At 46.8% G+C, this 17575-nt stretch carries 18 protein-coding genes and 2 pseudogenes; 4 read left to right on the top strand and 16 right to left on the bottom strand.

The window, feature by feature from the left end:
* Nucleotides 1-6: 6 nt before the first annotated feature.
* Nucleotides 7-1428, top strand: coding sequence for a PTS fructose transporter subunit IIBC (locus AC6R05_RS19475; protein ID WP_500648366.1), 1422 nt, complete (start codon nucleotides 7-9; stop codon nucleotides 1426-1428).
* A gap of 76 nt (nucleotides 1429-1504) precedes the next feature.
* On the opposite strand, the gene AC6R05_RS19480 is transcribed toward AC6R05_RS19475, so the two are convergent.
* Nucleotides 1505-2281 (bottom strand): transporter substrate-binding domain-containing protein, encoded by a 777-nt coding sequence (locus AC6R05_RS19480; protein WP_123305867.1) that lies wholly within the window; start codon nucleotides 2279-2281, stop codon nucleotides 1505-1507.
* Nucleotides 2282-2400: 119 nt separating this feature from the next.
* Here AC6R05_RS19480 and AC6R05_RS19485 point away from each other — a divergent pair, with 119 nt between their 5' ends.
* Nucleotides 2401-3141, top strand: coding sequence for an amino acid ABC transporter permease (locus tag AC6R05_RS19485; RefSeq protein ID WP_500648367.1), 741 nt, complete (start codon nucleotides 2401-2403; stop codon nucleotides 3139-3141).
* Nucleotides 3142-3287: 146 nt separating this feature from the next.
* On the opposite strand, the gene AC6R05_RS19490 is transcribed toward AC6R05_RS19485, so the two are convergent.
* From AC6R05_RS19490 to AC6R05_RS19525, 8 genes are all read right to left on the bottom strand, one after another.
* A complete protein-coding gene (locus tag AC6R05_RS19490; protein ID WP_500648368.1) occupies nucleotides 3288-4418 on the bottom strand; it encodes an ABC transporter ATP-binding protein in 1131 nt (376 codons plus the stop codon).
* Between the two features lie 9 nt (nucleotides 4419-4427).
* Nucleotides 4428-5162: an HAD family hydrolase gene (locus AC6R05_RS19495; RefSeq protein ID WP_500648369.1), complete on the bottom strand. Its 735-nt coding sequence runs from the start codon at nucleotides 5160-5162 to the stop codon at nucleotides 4428-4430.
* A complete protein-coding gene (locus AC6R05_RS19500; RefSeq protein ID WP_500648370.1) occupies nucleotides 5152-6603 on the bottom strand; it encodes a CehA/McbA family metallohydrolase in 1452 nt (483 codons plus the stop codon). The genes AC6R05_RS19495 and AC6R05_RS19500 overlap by 11 nt, the downstream gene beginning before the upstream one ends.
* A 107-nt stretch (nucleotides 6604-6710) precedes the next feature.
* The gene (locus AC6R05_RS19505) at nucleotides 6711-7991 is read right to left on the bottom strand and encodes an extracellular solute-binding protein (RefSeq protein WP_434763434.1); all 1281 of its coding nucleotides are present in this window, start codon (nucleotides 7989-7991) and stop codon (nucleotides 6711-6713) included.
* Nucleotides 7992-7997: 6 nt separating this feature from the next.
* On the bottom strand, nucleotides 7998-8969 hold the full coding sequence (locus AC6R05_RS19510; RefSeq protein WP_500648371.1) for a carbohydrate ABC transporter permease: 972 nt from the start codon (nucleotides 8967-8969) through the stop codon (nucleotides 7998-8000).
* Between the two features lie 24 nt (nucleotides 8970-8993).
* Entirely contained in the window at nucleotides 8994-9878 is an 885-nt protein-coding gene (locus tag AC6R05_RS19515; protein WP_285407127.1) for a carbohydrate ABC transporter permease, read from the bottom strand.
* A gap of 102 nt (nucleotides 9879-9980) precedes the next feature.
* Entirely contained in the window at nucleotides 9981-10865 is an 885-nt protein-coding gene (locus tag AC6R05_RS19520) for a LysR substrate-binding domain-containing protein (protein WP_500648372.1), read from the bottom strand.
* A 164-nt stretch (nucleotides 10866-11029) separates the two neighbouring features.
* On the bottom strand, nucleotides 11030-12655 hold the full coding sequence (locus tag AC6R05_RS19525) for an ABC transporter substrate-binding protein (protein WP_500648373.1): 1626 nt from the start codon (nucleotides 12653-12655) through the stop codon (nucleotides 11030-11032).
* 131 nt (nucleotides 12656-12786) lie between these two features.
* On the opposite strand from AC6R05_RS19525, the gene mpaA reads away from it, so the two are divergent.
* Nucleotides 12787-13494: a murein tripeptide amidase MpaA gene (mpaA, locus tag AC6R05_RS19530; RefSeq protein WP_500648374.1), complete on the top strand. Its 708-nt coding sequence runs from the start codon at nucleotides 12787-12789 to the stop codon at nucleotides 13492-13494.
* Between the two features lie 64 nt (nucleotides 13495-13558).
* On the opposite strand, the gene AC6R05_RS19535 is transcribed toward mpaA, so the two are convergent.
* The 5 genes and pseudogenes from AC6R05_RS19535 to AC6R05_RS19555 form a co-directional block, all read right to left on the bottom strand.
* Nucleotides 13559-13774: an immunity protein Imm33 domain-containing protein gene (locus AC6R05_RS19535; protein WP_500648457.1), complete on the bottom strand. Its 216-nt coding sequence runs from the start codon at nucleotides 13772-13774 to the stop codon at nucleotides 13559-13561.
* 3 nt (nucleotides 13775-13777) lie between these two features.
* A complete protein-coding gene (locus AC6R05_RS19540; protein ID WP_500648375.1) occupies nucleotides 13778-13930 on the bottom strand; it encodes a hypothetical protein in 153 nt (50 codons plus the stop codon).
* Nucleotides 13931-13972: 42 nt separating this feature from the next.
* Nucleotides 13973-14485 (bottom strand): SMI1/KNR4 family protein, encoded by a 513-nt coding sequence (locus AC6R05_RS19545; RefSeq protein WP_239839221.1) that lies wholly within the window; start codon nucleotides 14483-14485, stop codon nucleotides 13973-13975.
* Between the two features lie 120 nt (nucleotides 14486-14605).
* On the bottom strand, nucleotides 14606-15076 hold the full coding sequence (locus AC6R05_RS19550) for a eukaryotic translation initiation factor 4 gamma (protein WP_239839222.1): 471 nt from the start codon (nucleotides 15074-15076) through the stop codon (nucleotides 14606-14608).
* A 168-nt stretch (nucleotides 15077-15244) separates the two neighbouring features.
* Nucleotides 15245-15457, bottom strand: a pseudogene (locus AC6R05_RS19555) (DMT family transporter); the annotation flags it as partial.
* 48 nt (nucleotides 15458-15505) lie between these two features.
* On the opposite strand from AC6R05_RS19555, the pseudogene AC6R05_RS19560 reads away from it, so the two are divergent.
* Nucleotides 15506-15706 (top strand): annotated as a pseudogene (locus tag AC6R05_RS19560) (murein tripeptide amidase MpaA); the annotation flags it as partial.
* 68 nt (nucleotides 15707-15774) lie between these two features.
* Here AC6R05_RS19560 and AC6R05_RS19565 read toward each other — a convergent pair.
* Together AC6R05_RS19565 and AC6R05_RS19570 are read right to left on the bottom strand one after the other, a co-directional pair.
* Nucleotides 15775-16134, bottom strand: a complete 360-nt coding sequence (locus AC6R05_RS19565; protein WP_500648376.1) for a RidA family protein — start codon at nucleotides 16132-16134, stop codon at nucleotides 15775-15777.
* Nucleotides 16115-17566 carry an FAD-dependent oxidoreductase gene (locus AC6R05_RS19570; RefSeq protein WP_500648377.1) on the bottom strand — a complete coding sequence of 484 codons (1452 nt, stop codon included), beginning with the start codon at nucleotides 17564-17566 and terminating at the stop codon, nucleotides 16115-16117. Before AC6R05_RS19570 ends, AC6R05_RS19565 begins: the two co-directional genes overlap by 20 nt.
* Between the last annotated feature and the right edge of the window lie 9 nt (nucleotides 17567-17575).

Raw genomic sequence — 17575 nt, forward strand, 5'->3', positions numbered from 1 at the left:
ACAATTATGAGTACCCTAGCAAACCAAACTACGAATACTAGTAGTAATTCTAATAATAAAAATAGCGACTATAAAAAACTCCTTAGTACCATGAAAGGCCACCTGCTTTTTGGTACATCTCACATGCTACCTTTCATTGTAGCCGGTGGTGTTTTGTTGGCGTTAGCCGTCATGGCATCAGGTAAAGGTGCTGTTCCAGCAGACGGTTTGCTGGCAGACATCTCTAACATCGGTATCAAAGGCCTTGTTCTTTTCCCAATCATTCTTGGCGGCTTTATTGGTTACTCAATTGCAGACAAACCAGCACTGGCACCAGCGATGATCTCTTCTGGCATCATGGCGGACATGGGCGGCGGCTTCCTTGGTTGTATCGTGGCCGGCTTTATTGCCGGTGGCGTAGTGCTTCAACTTAAGAAGATCCCACTTTCTACCAACATGACAGCATTAGGTGCATACTTCATCTACCCGCTTGTTGGTACGCTAATCTCTGCAGGTATTGTAATGTGGGGCATCGGTGAGCCAATCAAACTGTTCATGGCTTCAATGAACGAGTTCCTAGCGTCAATGGCGGGTGCATCTAAGATGGTTCTGGGCACAATTCTTGGTGGTATGACAGCGTTCGACATGGGCGGTCCTATCAACAAAGTGGCAACCCTATTTGCTCAAACTCAAGTAGATACACAACCATGGTTGATGGGCGGCGTAGGCATCGCGATTTGTACACCACCTCTAGGTATGGCACTGGCAACGTTCCTATTCAAAAACAAGTTCTCTAAACAAGAACAAGAAGCAGGTAAAGCGGCGGCAATCATGGGCTCTATCGGTATCTCTGAAGGTGCAATCCCATTCGCTGCAAACGACCCAATGCGCGTTCCTCCTTCAATCGTTGCAGGTGGTATCGTTGGCTGTGTGTTCGGCTTCATGACAGACATCCTACTTCACGCACCTTGGGGCGGCCTAATCACAGCGCCAGTTTCAAGCAACATCCCAATGTACGTAGTTGGCATTGCACTTGGCTCACTAACCACAGCGGTTATCGTTGGCTTCTGGAAACCAGTCGCAGTTGAAACCGAAGAAGAGACAGTTGAAGCAGCACCAGTACAAGCTCAAGCCGCTCCAGTAGCAGGCGAAGGCGAATACGACATCGTAGCTGTAACTTGTTGCCCTTCAGGTGTTGCACACACCTTCATGGCTGCGAAAGCACTAGAGAAGGCTGGTGCGGCAGCAGGTCTGAAAATCAAGGTAGAAACACAAGGTCAAAACGGTATTCAGAACCGCATCACCGACCTAGATGTCGCAAACGCGAAACTGGTTATCTTGGCTCACGATATTCAAGTGAAAGACGCTCACCGCTTTGCCAATGCGAACGTGATTGAGTGCTCAACCAAAGAGGCAATGAAAAAAGCATCGACGTTAGTGGTCGCGTAACTCAAATTAAAGCAAGCTCCTAACTCAAGAGCCCTTTCCCCCTAAGGGCTCTATTTTTCTCTTCTCTATGAGCTCGTTACATGCTCTTCAGTCCCCACTTCTCAGCGGTTTGCTTGAAGAAACCTTGCGTCTTTTTCAATTCAACCCAGTGGTTAATGTAGTTAATCCAAACCTGATCATCTTGTGGTAGTAGCATCGCAATTGGAGTTGGTTTACGTGGCTCTTTCACCGGAACTATCGCGAGTTGTTTAAACTTCTCGACTAAGGTTGCAGCCTCTACGTTTGAAGTCACGGAGACATCGGCGCGGCGAGCTAAAAGCTCTTGGAAATCCCGTGCCGGCGCTTCAATCACGATGTGTTGTGCCGATGGGAAGAAGTCCTTTACCATTTTTTCTTGTACTGTGCCGAGTGTGGCGGCAACTTTGATTTCTGCTTTGTCAAAGTCACTCCAGTCGGAGAACTTCCCTAGGTCTTTCTTTTGCACAACAGGGACAAAAGCCAGATAGAAATAGGGTTGGCTGTACCCAGCGACTTTTGCTCGAGACATGTTGAGCGATGCGCTGCCAGTCACGTCGTATTTGTTGGCTGTGATGCCATTCACCAAGGTTTTCCAGTCTGTTGCGACGTATTCCACTTTTACGCCTAGATCTTTAGCCAACTCAGTCGTGACGTCGATATCAAAACCGCGGTAACTGTTGGTTGCAGGATCCTTCATTGTCATTGGGTTCCAATCCCCCGTTGTACCGACGCGAAGAACTCCGGCATCGAGTATCTCCTGCAAACGACTTTGTGCATGTGCAATTTGTGTAAAAGCAAGTAAGCACATTCCTAATGCAATTAAGCTTTTCTTCATTTTTTATTCCTTCAAAGAATGCTGATTTCTAAGTGATGAGATATTCTTCTTAATTATTAACCATTAAACAGATTTGGTTGTTAACATAGCAATAACAAATGGAGTTTTTGGGAGTAAATGTGAACTATCGTCACTTATCGCTAGTTTCTCTGCTGTTTCTGACAGGATGTTCAGACTACCAATGGGGATGGTATGTACTCGACCCGTCAACGGAGCAGGGGCGAACTAACATTCAGTTTTTGGTAGCTGGTTTTAGCGAGACTATTCAGGTTTCGTTGTTGAGTATGTTTTTTGCTATGGCTCTGGGTCTATTGGTCGCCTTTCCAGCGCTTTCTAGTTCTCCAATACTCAGGGGGATTAATCGACTTTACGTAGAGGTGATGCGTTCTATCCCTGTATTGGTATTGCTATTGTGGGTATATTACGGAATGCCGACATTACTCGATGTCTCTTTGAACCACTTCTGGGCAGGGGTAATCGCATTGACCGTTGCCGAGAGCGCCTTTATGGCCGAAGTGTTCCGTGGGGGGATTCAAGCGATTAATCGTGGCCAACATGAAGCGGCCGAATCCTTGGGATTGACCTATTGGCAAAAAATGCGATTGGTTATCCTACCGCAGGCATTCCGTCAGATACTGCCGCCCTTGGGCAATCAGTTTGTTTATATCCTCAAGATGAGTTCGCTAGTGAGTGTGATTGGTTTGAGTGATTTAACAAGGCGAGCAAATGAGCTGGTGGTGAACGAATATTTACCTTTAGAGATCTATACGTTTCTGGTTTTGGAGTACCTTGTTCTTATTTTGGTCGTATCACAAGCAGTTCGTTGGCTAGAAAAAAGGATTACGATTCCGAGCCATTAAATGGTTCTAACCCTCAAGAGTGTTTAGCTATCTCCAACAAAAAAGCCTCGAGCACAGTCCCGAGCTCCTGTTGATACTCCTCCTAAGAAAAATCCCCACTCATCTGAGCGGGGATTTCTTTATTTTGACTCTTCGGACACATCGACTTATTCAGTCAGTGCTTCTTCTGTCTCTAAATCAAACAGGTGACACTGTGAGGTATTGAAATGAAGCAATGTCTCTTGTCCGCTTTCCGCTGTGCGGTCAGCATCAAAAGGCACCCTTGCCACCATTTTATCGTGACCGAGTTGGAAGTAGAGATACAGCTCGTTACCCATAGACTCCACCACACCTAGACGATGGTTTTGGGTATTCACCTCAGACAGCGGCGCATCGTGATTCGCAAAGCTGATGTGTTCAGGACGAACGCCAAACCAAACCCACTCACCTTGCTTAGCACGAGCAATGGCTTGTTTATCTTGAGGTAGTTCCCAACGAACCCCGCTCTCCGACAATACATTCATCACGCCATCAATCTCATCAATACGAGCTTTAATGATGTTCATCGCTGGCGAGCCAATGAAACCCGCTACAAACTTGTTTGCAGGGTGATGATAAAGATTCATTGGCGTATCAACCTGCATGATCTCACCTTGATTCAGAACGCAGATGCGATCGCCCAAAGTCATCGCTTCAACCTGATCGTGCGTCACGTAGATCATGGTCGCGTTTTGCCCTTCTTGCTTTAGGTTATCGTGCAGCTGAGCAATACTCACTCGCGTCGAAACTCGCAGCTTAGCGTCCAGATTAGAGAGCGGCTCGTCGAACAAAAACACGTCTGGTTTGCGCACCATGGCACGGCCGAGTGCCACACGTTGACGCTGACCACCCGACATCTCACCCGGTTTGTTATTCAATAGATGCTCGATATCCAACGTTTTCGCCGCCTCTGAAATACGCTCGTCGATCTCGTGCTTTGGCAGTTTTTGCTGCTTTAATCCAAAGGCCATGTTGTCGTAGACAGACATGTGCGGGTAAAGCGCGTAGTTTTGGAATACCATCGAGATACCACGATCTTTAGGAGGAAGATCGTTAACGCGCTTATCCCCGATGTAAACATCACCCTCTGAGATATCTTCCAACCCAGCGATCATGCGCAGTGTGGTGGACTTGGCGCAGCCAGACGGCCCAACAAACACCATAAACTCGCCTTCTTGAATATTGAGGTCGACACCATGTACCGCTTTAAAGCCGTTTGGGTAGGTTTTCTCAACGCCTCTCAAGGTTACTTCAGCCATAACCAGTCCTTAAATCAATTCGTTAAATTCTTGAGGATCGAAGTTGGCAACCGAATGAATCACCAAGTCAGCCATTGGCTCTAGTTCGGCGTGATTTGCCGTGCCAGTGAGTACACCCACGTTCTTAGCACCAGCATTTCGACCAAATTCCATGTCCGATACCGTGTCACCAAACATGATCACTTCATGCGGCTCGATACCACACTGCTCGCAGAACGCATTCAACAATGCAGGCGCTGGCTTAGGCTCAATATCGCCATCAGAATAACCAACGTAATCAAACAGTTCGCTCAGTCCCGACTGCTCTAACGTATAAACTGTAGAGTCTTTGGTGTCAGCCGTTGCCACGCCCAAATACATGCCTTGCTGCTTAAGCGATGTCAGCTTTTCCGTTACACCCGGCAGTGCTTCAACCCACTCTGGATTCTCTTCCACTTGAGTGTTGAAAGCCGCTTTAGTGATTTGGGTGAACTCAGACAGAGATACCGAAGGTTCTAGCATTTTGAACCATGCAATCGCGGTATCTTCAACTGGGTTAGAAGCCAATAGTCCATAGTTATCAACCACATCGCCCTCAACTCCGATAGCCAAGAGTAACTCAGTAACCGTGACAGTTTGATTACCTTGATGGTTATCACTGAAGGCTTTTACTTGCTCACTTGCACCACGAGAAACGTTGAGCCACATCTTGTGGAATTCCAATAGGGTGCCGTCTTTATCAAACAATAGTGCTTTAAACTTCATCACTATTTACTCGCTCCATAAGTTCACCCCAAGTGTCGACAAGAGGTTGGTTAAATTGTGGTTGGGTGCCATCAAAGACAGCATTAATGCAGCCCTCAAACTCGCCTTTATTTGGCGATGCTGAGTCGTATTGAGAAGATAAGCCGCGTCGAATATCAATGCGACACCAATGGTAGCCCGCTTCAACAGAAAGGCTTTGCTTCTCTTCTGTTAGGTCAATGATTTCAATCACTTTTCCATCGACCACGCACTCTGCATAATAGTCATGTTCCATGTCGCGAACAGATAATCGATAGGTCAGCGCTTGGCCTTTGCTGTCTTCACCAGGCAGCAGATCGCCGAGATTTATATCGAATTTCAGACCGCAACGGCGCTCTAGGTACACTTGTCCATTGCGCAGACCTGCCAAAATCCCTTCTCCACTCAAGCCGTGGCTATACACGAAAGTTGAAGGGTCGCCGTAAATGGAAGGTTCGGTCGCTTTTGGGTTGCGCTCGTGAGGTTCTAGGTGTGAATCGCTGCCACCAATCGCGGTAATACGCTGGCCGCAGTTCCACATCTCATTAAGTACCATTAAGGCATCTTCGGTCGCTTTCGGCGACGTTGACCAAGTTGGGTCGCAGCACACTTCGAAGGTCGAAACTTGGCTAAGATCTACTTGATCGTAATGCCAATGCCACGGCTTCATCATCGGGTGATTAATGCCAAGGGAACTGTGTCCACTTTTAGCAAGTTGTAGCCCCGCTTCCATAGTGGCTCGACTCGTATGTTCAACCTTTGTTAGATCCAAAGAATGGCTTGGACCATGAACATTGAAATGCCCAAGATCGGTTGTGACTTCTAATGCAGGCAGAAACAGGCACTGCTTTGAAAGTGGCAGTTTCGGCTGGCATATGTTGTGTTCGGTAATAAAGAAAAAATCTAAGCCTTGCGACTCAACAATCTCTTTCGCGGCACTTAGCGTGTTATGCCCATCAGAAAGCTGAGTGTGGGCATGAAGATCACCACGATACCAACGCGACTCTGCACTCAGCATCTGGCTGTAATCAAACTCGATCTGGTGTGACGAAGTCACCACCGATTGAAGATCCAGTTCTTCACCGTTCGATGATTCAGGAAAGGCGATATCGACCTGATATTGCATCGCTCGCTCACGACGAAACTCACCTTCAAGATTGTACAGCTCGACAAACCACTCACCGGACTCTAGTGGGCCGTCAATCGCGCCTAAACCTGATGCCTGTCGTTGAATCACCAGAGACTTGTAGTCTTTTTCAAACAGTACCTTGCCACGAAAGTTTTGACTGGCATCGTAAGCGGCTGCGTACAAGAAGCCTTTGGTTACCGTCGTTCCGGTAATCTTAACTGCATCAACGTCCGCAGGGACATGAAAGGGAATTCGCACTCTGCCAAAAGAGAGTTCACCTTGAAATTGGTTCATTGCTTTCACCAAGTTGCTCTACATTAAACATCACAAAGAGCGATGAGATGATAGCCCACCACATTGATGGGCTACTGTTTTAGATACGGGATGTCTTGATCCCGAAGTTATGAGCGATTCGCTCTATCCAAAGCACGTTGCGCCTTTTTCGCCGCCTGTTTTAGCGCTTTTTCTGCTGGCACGTTCTGAATTTGGATTTGATCCGCCGCTACTTTCAGAGCATCCATGATTTTGCCGTTGGTTGGGTCAAGGAAGTCTTTAGTTGCCGTGTTCGCCTGCTTCAAAGGAATCAGAGCTTGTGGGTTGTCTTGAGTGAATGCTTGATACTCTGGCACCTCAGATACGCTGTTACGTACTGGGATGTAGCCTGTGAACATTGACCAAGCTGCTGTGTTCTTGGCATTGGTGTAGAACTCAACAAACTCAAATGCACCCTTCGCTGCTTTGTCGTCTGTGCCTTTTGGCATCACGTAAACCAGCGCACCCGCTTGTGGCGCTGATGGGTGGCTGCCCCAGCCCGGTTGAGTGGTCGCTGCTAGCTTAGTGAAGTCCAAGTCACCTTGGTCACCAGAAGAGCCAGTGTAGCCAAGCGCATTGTCTTTCATCACGTCATCGATAGTCTTGTACCAGTATTCCCAGCCTTGACCGCCGTAGTGAATACGCATGATCTGATCATCGTGAATCCATTGACGGAAGCTGTCCCATACCTCAACCCACTCTGGAGAGTCGATCAGCACTTTCTTACCGTCATCACTGATGATCTTGGCGCCATTAGAGAATGCCGCATCGATCATGTTGTCCTGACCCCACATCGGCTCCCAGCCATAGAAAGTGGTGTTGCCTTTGTCATCACGCTGCGTCACTTTCTCAGCCACTTTTGCTACACCTTGCCAAGTCGCTAGGTCTTGCTCAGTAAAGCCATGCTCAGCCAGCACTTGCTTGTTGTAGTAGAACACCTGAGTGGTGCCGTAAGCTGGCAAACCAATCACGGTGCCATCGTCTGCTGTCACTTGATCTTTGAACGCACCGATGAAATCAGAGAAGTTAAACTCTTCATCCATAAATGGCGTTAGGTCACGGCTCAGACCACGCCCGTGCATCGCTTCTGCACGACCTGAATCAAGAAGAACCAGTTCAGGAGCCGTTCGAGACGCCAAACCTGCTTGCAGCTTTTGGTAGGTTTCCGTGTAGTTACCTTGTAGAGCTGGCTTAACAACGTACTCATCTTGGCTCGCATTGAACTCTTCAATAAGCTTAGTCATCATTTGTTGAGGCTTAGTACCACCGGAATACCAGAAGTTAACCTCTGTTGCTGCAAGAACACTGCTAGAGAACATAGAAGCGCTTGCTGCGCCAGCACACACTAGTGCGAGAGTTTTTAGTTTCATTTCCGTTTACTCTTTTACGCCGTTATCGGCGATACCTGAAAGAATCGTCTTTTGACAGATGACGAATAGAATCAACAAAGGCATTACAGCAATGGTGCTCGCCGCCATGATCTGCGACCAGTTCAAACCGTAGTTGCCTTCAGCGATAAAGTAGTGACGAATACCAGTCGCAATCAGGTTCAATTCCTGAGTGGTGATAACCAGACTCGGCCACATGTAGCTGTTGTAGTTAGTGATAAAGGTGATAAGGAATAGTGTTGCCACTGCCGCTCGGCACTGGGGTAGCACTATCGCCCAAAGAATTTTTAGCTCGCCTGCGCCATCAATACGCGCCGCTTCAACCAAGGATGGGTGAACCTTGATAAACACTTGGCGCAGGTAGAACACTCCAAATACCGAAGCTGCATTAGAAGCAATCAAACCCATGTGAGAATCCAAAAGTCCTAGCTTGGCTAAGGTGATGTAAGAAGGAATGTATGTCACAGCACCCGGCAGCATGTAACACCCCATCACCACAAAATAGAGCAAGGTTTTAGAGCGAAACTTCAATTGAGTCAGTGCGTAAGCAAACATCGCCGAATTGATGATGACCAATAGCGTGGTGAACAGAGCCACACTGAAGCTATTGAAGATGTACAAACCAAAAGGGGCACTCTGGAACGTCTCAATGAATGTCTCCCAACGGAACTGCGAAGGTATAAGATCTAATGGGTTCGCGAAGATCTCATCATTGCTTTTCAGCGAGCCTGATAGCATCCACAAGAATGGGAATACCATGATGGTGCCGCACACCATCAAGAACAGGTGCTTACTCAATGCAGCCAGAGACTGCGCATTAACTCGAGTTGCAAACGCTGTGCTCGATTGTTGTTTCTCAGTTTTGATTGCCACTGAAGAACGCTGCGCTCTGGCACTGTTGCCTTTTAGTGGTCTGGTTGTGCGAATCACCGAATTCGCATCTAATGTTTGCGTGGTCATGATGTTGTCCTTTTCAAATCCGGTTTAGTAATACACCCAGCGTTTGCCCATATAGGTATTAAGCAGTGCGAGCAGGCCTGTGATGAGGAAAATCACCAAAGAAGTCGCAGCAGCTGGCCCCATCTCATAGCGCTCAAACGCTTGTTGATAGAAGAGGTAAAGCAAGGTGCGTGTTTCGCCGCCCGGTCCGCCTTGAGTCAAGATTTGGAACTGATCGAACGCCTGCATCGCGGTAATAATATTGACCACCACTAAGAAGAACGTGGTTGGCGAGATAAGCGGTAAGGTAATTTTTAAAAAGCGCGTCAGGCTGCTACAACCATCAATCAAAGACGCTTCATAGAGTGACTCAGGGATCTTGTTGAGCGCGCTAATGTAGAACAGCATCGTCCAGCCGATTGCCTGCCACACCGTTACAATAATCACCGCAACTAGCGCAGTATTTCCGCTCTCTAGCCAAGGGATCGCGTTAAAGCCCATCGACTGTAACAGGTGGTTTGCTAGGCCTGATTTAGTCTCAAATACCCAAGACCAAACAATCGACACCGCGACCGTTGGCGTGATCCAAGGGGAGAAAATCACCGCGCGGTAAAACTGACTGCCTTTGAAGTTTTTGTGCAGCAACATCGCGAACAGAAGGCCAAGCAGAATGGTCGGAACCACAACACCGAGTGAAAACCAGAAGGTGTTCATCGCCGCTTGCAGAAACTCAAAGTCTTCGACCATGTATTGGTAATTTTCAAGCCCGACAAAGTCGTAATCTGGCGAAATGTAATCCCAATCGGTGAAGCTGATATAAATGGAGTAGCCAAACGGCACTAACCAAAAAGTAAACAGTGGAACTAATAGTGGCGCAGTAAACAGCAGCACTTTTAGTCGATTTGTCATGTGTTGTGAGAAAGCACTCATGGTGACCTCATCCTTGTTTGTATGTGCTTAAGCTAAGCGTTTTATGTGACAGGTTAGTAAGAGCGCCCCTCATTTTTTTTATGGCCACTCATAAGAAAACCTTTACTCAGGCTCTGCACTTTCAATTTGGTGATAGAGCCAATCACAGAAGAAATTCACCTTGGCACTTCGACTATGTTTAGTAATCAGGTAGTGGGCAGATTCAGCAGGCATAAAGGCGTCACTGGCGAGCACTACCTCCCCTTTCTTAAGCAGTTCAGTAACCGCCAACGACCTCACCAGCAGCACACCAACGCCCTGCTTAACCGCCTCTAGCGCGTGTAGTGAGTTACTAATTTCTAGCTGAACTTGCGGCAGTGACATCTCAAACTGGTTATGGCTCAGCCATTGCAACCAGTTCTCGCGGTAGCCTTTCACTTGCACTGTTGGCAATGAAGCAAAGTCAAGAGCATCGAGCTGTTCTTGGTAGCGCTCTTTAAAATCTGGGCTGCAAACCAGTTGCCAATGCTCTTGAAAAAGTCGTTCAAAATGGGTGTCTTCGCTCTCGACTTTGCCGTTGGTCAGTTCGATATCTACATTTTGACAAGGCGTGGTCGATGGCCAGTCCACCAGCTGAATATCCAAGCGAATAAAGGGATATTTTTGATAAAAAGAGGCGAGCCGTGGCAATAGCCAGTTATGGCAGAAGGTGTGATTGACGCGCAGGCTCAATACGTCGGTCTCTTTCTCACCAAATAGGATTTGCGTTTGTAGCTTGAGGTGAGCAAGTGAGCCCGAAACAATCGGTTGATACTGCTGCGCAGCAGAGGTTAAACGCACGCCCTTTGAGCTGCGTTCAAACAGTGTCGTATCGAAAAAGGTCTCTAGGCTTTTGAGCTGTTGGCTTACCGCTGCTTGGGTAACACACAGCTCGCGCGCCGCCGCTCCTATTGAGCCAAGGCGGGCAACCGCTTCGAATGCCACGAGGGCGCGTAGAGGGGGTAACATGGCTTCACCTAATTGAAATAAAAGTGAAAATTACTTCAATCAGGTTTCAGTTTTTTGCGGTTAGCGTTACAGAATAATGACGAAGGGACGTTGATCAAAGATTTATGATCACCGTCCCTTTTCTAATAATAATGCGTTTGTGTGTTATTTAAACGAGCACGAACTTACTGCTTAATGTAGAGATCTTTGGAGTAAATGCGCCCTTCTACATTATTCTTGGCAAAGCCACCTACGGTTGGGCGAACCAAGCGTGCTTGCATGTAGTAGTAGATTGGAGCAATTGGCATATCGACCGCTAGCGCCTGTTCTGCTTGGTCATAAAAAGTTTGACGCTCTTGTTCAGTAGTTGCCGATAGCGCACTCTCCATCGCTTGGTCATAAGCTTCACTGCTGTAACGCGCAAAGTTACCCGATGAACCAGAACGCAGCAGGCTAAGGAACGTAGAGGCTTCGTTATAGTCACCACACCAAGAAGCACGCATCACATCAAAGTCACCCTGCCTCCGAGACACCAAGTAAGATTTCCACTCTTGGTTTTCTAACTCAACCTTGGCACCCAAGTTATTTTTCAACATTGATGCAATCGCCACCGCAATCGACTTGTTAGACTCACTGGTGTTGTAGAGTAACTTGAAATCCAATGGGTTAGACGCATCATACCCCGCTTCTTTCAGCAGCTGTTGCGCTTTTTCATCACGCTGATCTTGCGTCCACTGGCTGTATTCCGGCTGAGTGGCATCGAAGCCTGCAGTGTATTCGTGAGCAAAGGTATAGGCAGGCAAGTTGCCCACTTGTGTGACACCATTTGTGACAACATCACGCATGATCGAATAGGAGACAGCTTGACGGACTCGCACGTCATCAAACGGCGCACGGGTGGTGTTAAACGCATAGTAATAAGTACACAACAGAGGGACTGCGGTATAAGCTTCCTGATACTCTTTCTGTAGCTTTTGCGCCATATGCGTTGGTACATCGGAAGTGATGTCGACCTCACCCACCGCATAGCGATTAATCGATGCATTCTGGTTTTCAAACGGAATGTAAGTCAACTGATTTAGGTGCGTATCATCACTATCCCAGTAATTTGGGTTCTTCTTCAATTCCACACGCTCATTGACCACCCATTCATCCAGAAGGAAAGCACCATTACCCACAAACTGCTTCGGATCGCTCCAGGGTTTATCACTGCTTTCTAGATTGGCCTTGTGAACAGGCATCATCGAAGTGTGGCCTGTCATCGCCACAAAGTAAGGGACTTTACTATCAAGTTCGAAGCGAAGCGTGTGCTTATCAATAGCGGTCACACCCAATGCATCTAACGGCTTTTTGCCTTCTGCTACATCAGCAATATTGTTGATTTTGGTGAGCTTCAGATACCACACGTTCGGTGATGCCGTCTTAGGATCGACAGCACGTCTTAGTGCATATACAAAATCGTCTGCCGTGACTGGATCGCCGTTCGACCACTTGGCATCTTTACGCAGATGGAACACAAAGGTTTTGTTGTCCTCGGTTTCCCAAGACTCAGCAACGCCCGGAGTAATATTACCATCGCGGTCTTGAATCACTAAACCTTCAAACAAGTCTCGTAAGATATGCATTTCCGGCAAGCCTTCAGCTTTGGCAGGGTCGAGCGTCGCTGCTTCGGCATCATTAGCACGGACTAAATGTTGTTCCTTAGCCAGAGTGGTTCCTGCAGGCAGAGTATCTGCGGCGGCTGTTACTGAGATAAAAGGGGTCAATAAAGATGAGATGAGTAAAGCCGTTGACTGTTTTTTAAAATCCATATGTTTTTGCTCTCCTAGCCTATCTTTGAAGCAGAGTAATAAAACTAACCATGCGACAGTTGACGAGTTTTGACAGTTGTATTTATCTAATAGTTAATACTTGATAGTACTTGATCAATCGGGAGATTAAGGTGAGTTTAATTCCAAGAACGGAAAGAGCTGCGTTTTCAATAAAGCCGCTGACGTATGGAAGTTCTGTATTAGGGGCTCCTTTGCTCTATTTCCCTGCCCAAATCAAAAGCGACGCTCGCGGGCTCATTTTAGCGGGCACCCACGGCGATGAAACCGCGTCTATCGCAGGCTTGTCGTGCGCGTTAAGAAGCTTGCCAGCCGCTAACCTAAGGCACGACGTGATCTTGTCGATGAACCCAGACGGCAATCAATTGGGCACTCGCGCTAACGCCAATCAAGTAGACTTAAACCGCGCCTTCCCAACTAAAAACTGGAAAAAAGATGGTACTGTATATCGCTGGAGTTCAAACACTCCAGTTAGAGATGTAAAAGTGAGCACCGGGCAGCCAGACCAACTTGAACCAGAAGTACAATCGCTGATAAACCTTATCGAAGAGCGTAAGCCAAAGTTCGTGATCTCTTTCCACGAACCACTCGCACTCATTGACGACCCAGCCCAATCACAACTCGCCTCTTGGTTAGGAAAGCAGTTCAACCTACCAGTCGTCGAAGATGTCAATTACGAAACCCCAGGTTCATTTGGTACATGGTGCGAAGAAAGAAACCTACCGTGTATAACGGTGGAACTGCCGCCCGTTTCGGCAGACTTCGCTATAGAAGAGTATTTGGATGCGTTTGTGGCGGTGTTGGGACTTAAGGGAAGTTAGTGCGCTCATTATTAAACAGAAGCGCGTTAGAATTTAAGGTCTAACGCCCTCGATATAGTTAGAACTAGTATATTGAAACCTTAAATGGTTGTGATACGTTTTCTTCCAACAAGCTGCTGTCATACCAGATATCTTCGTAACCATTGTTATCTATTCGGAAACGATAGCCAGGAGGTAAACCAAGATAAGCTTGCAGTTGCGGTAAGTGTTTAACTATATGCTCAACATGTATCGGGTCAAAGAAGTCTGCGTTTGAAGACAGCTTTTCACCGCACCATATATACTAACCATTGGTACCATTTTCAGGCGCGACTCTCATACCATTAATAGGTATCTGACCTAAGGTAGAAAGCGCAATTCCTAGTTTGCTACCTGTTTCCGGATACTCATTCGCTAAATCCATAAACTGATTACCCAACCCTTCCTCCTGACGCATAGTAAAAGTGCCGCGCATGCCGAATCACTAATGAACAATTTGTTAGCTGCTTTCCATTTCAGACTGAATTTCATCAAACCACATTGTATTGACTTGAATCGCACTAGGATCCACTTTCCGAATGAGCTCACTACATTGGTTCATACTTGAGTTTGTAAGGCACAGCTGAAATATACATAGGCTTTCTGATAACTTATCTAGCGAAGAATTAATGAATACTCTCTCATTATTACAATCATGATTAAAATAGACTATTTCGTTACTTTTTATATCTATAGCTAGAATATCACCAGAACCGTTTGAACCAATTGGGTAATATGATTCGGTTAATACCCCTAATTCATATAGTTCAGATATTTCGTAGGACGAGTAAGAGTTGAAATTTAAGAATGGGGAAGCACAAACGGGCATGCCAACTTCATGAAGAAAGTCGGAACTCTCACGCTCTAATACTGCAAGGGTCGATTTATCATAAGTAACAAACTCACCTAAGCCTATATCTATCCCAGCAGGAACCTCTGGTAAAGCTTCTAAAAATCGCTTTTTAAAACTCATAATATCCTTAAATACCTAAACAGCTAACGCCTTTGCACAAGGTGCACCACGGCGAACCAACCAAGCACATCGAATTCCATGCCAAAACCGCCAAGTGTAACGCGTCATCTTGAAACTATGTTAAACCGCTTGCTTCCAGATCCCCTTCGCAACACTCTTGTGTTTTACAATCAATGGAGGTAGTTCTTGGCGAGCAAAACTCAATGCATATTCTTTGTCACCACATTCAAACCAGTAATGATCAATCAGGTAGCCAAGGTGAACTTCAGGGTCTTGAATGTCGTAACCTAAACTTGCAGAAGCTAGCCATATTAAAAAATCTGTTAGTTCGTCACCATTTTCAATATCTAAATCGTGGGTACGAAGTGCAAATTTTTCCATAAATGTAAATTCGTTGTATCGCGGAAATTCACTTTCAGGTAAGCGTAAGCATGATTTAGGGCCTTCAACTGATAGCTGACACAATGGCTCAAATGGTTCGGCATTCGCAAGAATTTGTTTGTCAGCCCAAGCTATCACTTTTTCTTCGCTTATTAATTTCTCTACATACAGAGCCATAACTATCGATATATTTGACATAAGTTCTGCCATTTAGAATTCTTAATCACAGGCAGGCTTGTTTTTCTGTCTGACTGACTTTTGATTAACTTATCATAAGACGCTAAAAATTATAGAAAATATATCAAAATACGTACTCTACCCTCACATAAAAACACGCCACTTTCCATGCGCAAACTACATTCAAACTTGGTAAGCTGTGTAGATATCGAGCTTTTGTCCATAAACCAGCCAAGATAAGGCTGCGACGAGCACGATGCCTGCGCCACACCAAATGGCGTATGCGACGCCAAGTGACATGGTTTGTACTGTGAGTGATAGAAGATAGAAAGCGCAACCGTAACCAACTAGCACTGCAATTGAAGTAGGTATTGAGGTGAACTGATTGGTTTTCGGTAAAAGCGAAGTCGCGAGCGTCGAGCTGTTCTTGGTAGCGCTCTTTAAACTCTGGGCTACAAACCACTCGCCTCTTGGTTAGGAAAGCAGTTCAACCTACCAGTCGTCGAAGATGTCGATTATGAAACCCCGGGGTCATTCGGCACATGGTGCGAAGAGAGAAACCTACCGTGTATTACCGTAGAGCTACCAACTGTTTCAGCAGACTTCGCTAAAGAAGCGTATTTGGATGCGTTTGTGGCGGTGTTAAAGATGGATTCTATATGAATGTTAAAGGACAAAACATCGCCCTAAGAGACAATCCTTTAGAGCGATGTACTATTACTTAGGTATCTTTAGTTAGTCTGTTTTACGGCAGCTGTAACTAATAGCTCTACTTTTAGTTCAGGGCTTGCCAACTTGGCTTCACCACACGCTCTCGCAGGAGCACAACCAGGTTTAAACCACTCGTCCCAAACATGGTTCATTTCCGCAAAGTCCTGCATGTCTGCCAACCAAACCGTGGTTTGTAACACATGCTCTTTATCACTACCCGCTTCAATTAGCAGGCTTTCAACTCGGGATAACGCCTCTGCGGTTTGTTCAGCAACGCTGGTGCCTTTCACACCGACCTGACCACAAAGATAGACAGTATCATTATGGACAACGATTTTGCTCATTCTTTGATTGGTGTGATTACGCTGGATGTGAGTCATTTTGTGTTCCTTTATTTCTATATTTGTACATGAATGATTCGCCGATTGGGGTCAAACTAGCCAACTCACCCAGTTTGAGTGGTTTAATCGGATTTCTCAGGCGGTAATAGCCCACCTTCTCCATAGGAATCCCTGCTTCCTCTTGGATAATATGAGCCACCGTGGTACCGCAATAGCGTCCCTGACAAGGCCCCATACCGCAACGCGTGTAGGTTTTGATTTGATTGATCCCGTGCGCACCTCTCTCTACCTGACGACGAATTTGTCCTGCTGTGACTTCCTCACAACGACAAACAATAGTCTGATCGCTTGGTGTTAGTGCCTGCTTAGGTGGTGTGTACAGTGCGTCCAAAAACGGTCGCACTCCAATCTCTTTATGAATCAATGCTCTAAGCTTGTCTCGTTCTTCAGTCAGTGACATTTCTCCATCACTTTCAAGCGACATTAAAGCACTAACTGCAGCAAGCTGACCTTGGTATTGCGCAGCCATTGCTCCACCAATGCCGCTGCCATCTCCAGCAACAAAAACACCTTGGCGAGAGCTTTGGTGGTATTGATCAACCCTTGGTCGCCAACAGATCTGTAGCGGATCCCATTCGTGCTCTAAGCCCATTGCTCTCGTGAGCTGAACATTAGGAACAACGCCAATATGAGAGAGCAAAGTGTCGGTATTTAAGGCGTGTGGCTGTCCTTGAGCGGTGAAAGTGAGTCGCTCGACAGCTTGATCTCCATAAGCGGCTATGTCGGTGGCACCGGTATAGCGTTTGACTCCAGCACGACGGATTTTAGCCAATAGCTTAAGGCCTTTGAAAAGTACCTTGCGACCTTTTAAAGCTCCGCCCGCATAGCGAATCGCTTCGACGTAACTGCTAGGTTGTTGGGTATCCACAATCGCTTTAGGAGGCGAGCCCGCATCGACCATCTGTGCCGCGAGCAAATAGATGAGTGGCCCAGTACCGACAAGCACAGCATTGGTTGGAACTAAGCCCGAGGTTTTCATCATAATCTGACACGCACCCGCGGTCATCGCTCCCGGTAAAGTCCAACCGACGAAGGGAAATGGCCGTTCCGTTGCCCCAGTCGCAATGATGATTTGTTTCGCTACGGTTTTATTGGCTACACCATTTTGACTCCAGTAGACGCAGTTTTCACTGTCGATTCGCCACAGTGTCGCCCTGGTAATATGGGTCAGCGGCGCTCGATTAAACGCCTTGATTATGCTTGCACCATGTTGATAGTCGGGCCCAAAGATAGAGCCGTTAGGATGCCCTTGTTCTTTCTGCGCTCGATATATCTGACCTCCCGGGATCGGCTGTTCATCAATCACAACCACACTGGCACCTGCTTCTGCGCATCTCACTGCAGCACTCATTCCCGCTGGGCCAGCACCAATGACACATACATCGACTTGTTTTTTTATTTCGTCTTGCATGAACTCACC

Source organism: Vibrio sp. R11-SG3-ISO9 (assembly GCF_059834255.1).

What these genes read in the sequence shown, in the direction of transcription:
- AC6R05_RS19475 (WP_500648366.1), top strand. Translation starts at nt 7, where the DNA reads ATGAGTACCCTAGCAAACCAAACTACGAATACTAGTAGTAATTCTAAT.
- AC6R05_RS19505 (WP_434763434.1), bottom strand. Translation starts at nt 7,991, where the DNA reads ATGAAACTAAAAACTCTCGCACTAGTGTGTGCTGGCGCAGCAAGCGCT.
- AC6R05_RS19480 (WP_123305867.1), bottom strand. Translation starts at nt 2,281, where the DNA reads ATGAAGAAAAGCTTAATTGCATTAGGAATGTGCTTACTTGCTTTTACA.
- AC6R05_RS19545 (WP_239839221.1), bottom strand. Translation starts at nt 14,485, where the DNA reads ATGAGTTTTAAAAAGCGATTTTTAGAAGCTTTACCAGAGGTTCCTGCT.
- AC6R05_RS19525 (WP_500648373.1), bottom strand. Translation starts at nt 12,655, where the DNA reads ATGGATTTTAAAAAACAGTCAACGGCTTTACTCATCTCATCTTTATTG.
- AC6R05_RS19500 (WP_500648370.1), bottom strand. Translation starts at nt 6,603, where the DNA reads ATGAACCAATTTCAAGGTGAACTCTCTTTTGGCAGAGTGCGAATTCCC.
- AC6R05_RS19565 (WP_500648376.1), bottom strand. Translation starts at nt 16,134, where the DNA reads ATGACTCACATCCAGCGTAATCACACCAATCAAAGAATGAGCAAAATC.
- AC6R05_RS19520 (WP_500648372.1), bottom strand. Translation starts at nt 10,865, where the DNA reads ATGTTACCCCCTCTACGCGCCCTCGTGGCATTCGAAGCGGTTGCCCGC.
- AC6R05_RS19490 (WP_500648368.1), bottom strand. Translation starts at nt 4,418, where the DNA reads ATGGCTGAAGTAACCTTGAGAGGCGTTGAGAAAACCTACCCAAACGGC.
- AC6R05_RS19495 (WP_500648369.1), bottom strand. Translation starts at nt 5,162, where the DNA reads ATGAAGTTTAAAGCACTATTGTTTGATAAAGACGGCACCCTATTGGAA.
- AC6R05_RS19570 (WP_500648377.1), bottom strand. Translation starts at nt 17,566, where the DNA reads ATGCAAGACGAAATAAAAAAACAAGTCGATGTATGTGTCATTGGTGCT.
- AC6R05_RS19550 (WP_239839222.1), bottom strand. Translation starts at nt 15,076, where the DNA reads ATGGCAGAACTTATGTCAAATATATCGATAGTTATGGCTCTGTATGTA.
- AC6R05_RS19515 (WP_285407127.1), bottom strand. Translation starts at nt 9,878, where the DNA reads ATGAGTGCTTTCTCACAACACATGACAAATCGACTAAAAGTGCTGCTG.
- AC6R05_RS19510 (WP_500648371.1), bottom strand. Translation starts at nt 8,969, where the DNA reads ATGACCACGCAAACATTAGATGCGAATTCGGTGATTCGCACAACCAGA.
- AC6R05_RS19540 (WP_500648375.1), bottom strand. Translation starts at nt 13,930, where the DNA reads ATGCGTCAGGAGGAAGGGTTGGGTAATCAGTTTATGGATTTAGCGAAT.